The organism is Streptococcus infantis (genome assembly GCF_047465035.1).
GTDB lineage: Bacteria > Bacillota > Bacilli > Lactobacillales > Streptococcaceae > Streptococcus > Streptococcus infantis_T.
Genome location: NZ_JASHAQ010000049.1, coordinates 1 through 949 on the forward strand (window position 1 = coordinate 1; position 949 = coordinate 949).

At 42.0% G+C, this 949-nt stretch carries 1 protein-coding gene; it reads left to right on the forward strand.

The genetic code is table 11. The features are described 5' to 3' along the window. Nucleotides 1-949 (forward strand): Rib/alpha-like domain-containing protein (locus tag QM406_RS10025; protein ID WP_414274123.1); only part of this gene is annotated, 949 nt, incomplete at both ends.

Below are 949 nucleotides of genomic sequence, written 5' to 3' on the forward strand. Positions count from 1 at the left end.
TTCCAGTTAAAGTAACTGTTACAGACCCAAGTTCAAAACCAACAGATGCAGATAAGAACGAGCCAACACCAAAAGCTCAAACTGTAGATAAAGGAACTGAACCAAAAGCAGAAGATTCAATCGGTAATGTAGGTGATCTTCCAGAAGGAACAACAGTAGAGTTCAAGACACCAGTAGACACAACTACCCCAGGTGACAAAGACGCTACAGTCGTTGTAACATACCCAGATGGATCTAAGGATGAAGTACCAGTTAAAGTAACTGTAAAAGATCCAGAGAAGACATCTGATGCAGACAAGAACACTCCAACAGCGAAAGATCAAACTGTTAAACCAGGAGATAAACCATCTGCCAAAGATTCAATCGGTAATGTAGGTGATCTTCCAGAAGGAACAACAGTAGAGTTCAAGACACCAGTAGACACAACTACCCCAGGTGACAAAGACGCTACAGTCGTTGTGACATACCCAGATGGATCTAAGGATGAAGTACCAGTTAAAGTAACTGTAAAAGATCCAGAGAAGACATCTGATGCAGACAACAACACTCCAACAGCGAAAGATCAAACTGTTAAACCAGGAGATAAACCATCTGCCAAAGATTCAATCGGTAATGTAGGTGATCTTCCAGAAGGAACAACAGTAGAGTTCAAGACACCAGTAGACACAACTACCCCAGGTGACAAAGACGCTACAGTCGTTGTAACATACCCAGATGGTTCTAAGGATGAAGTACCAGTTAAAGTAACTGTAAAAGATCCAAGTGCACCAGCTACAGATGCAGACAAGAACACTCCAACAGCGAAAGATCAAACTGTTAAACCAGGAGATAAACCATCTGCTAAAGATTCAATCGGTAATGTCGGAGATCTTCCTAAGGGCACAACAGTAGAGTTCAAGACACCAGTAGACACAACTACACCAGGTGATAAAGGAACTACAGTCGTTGT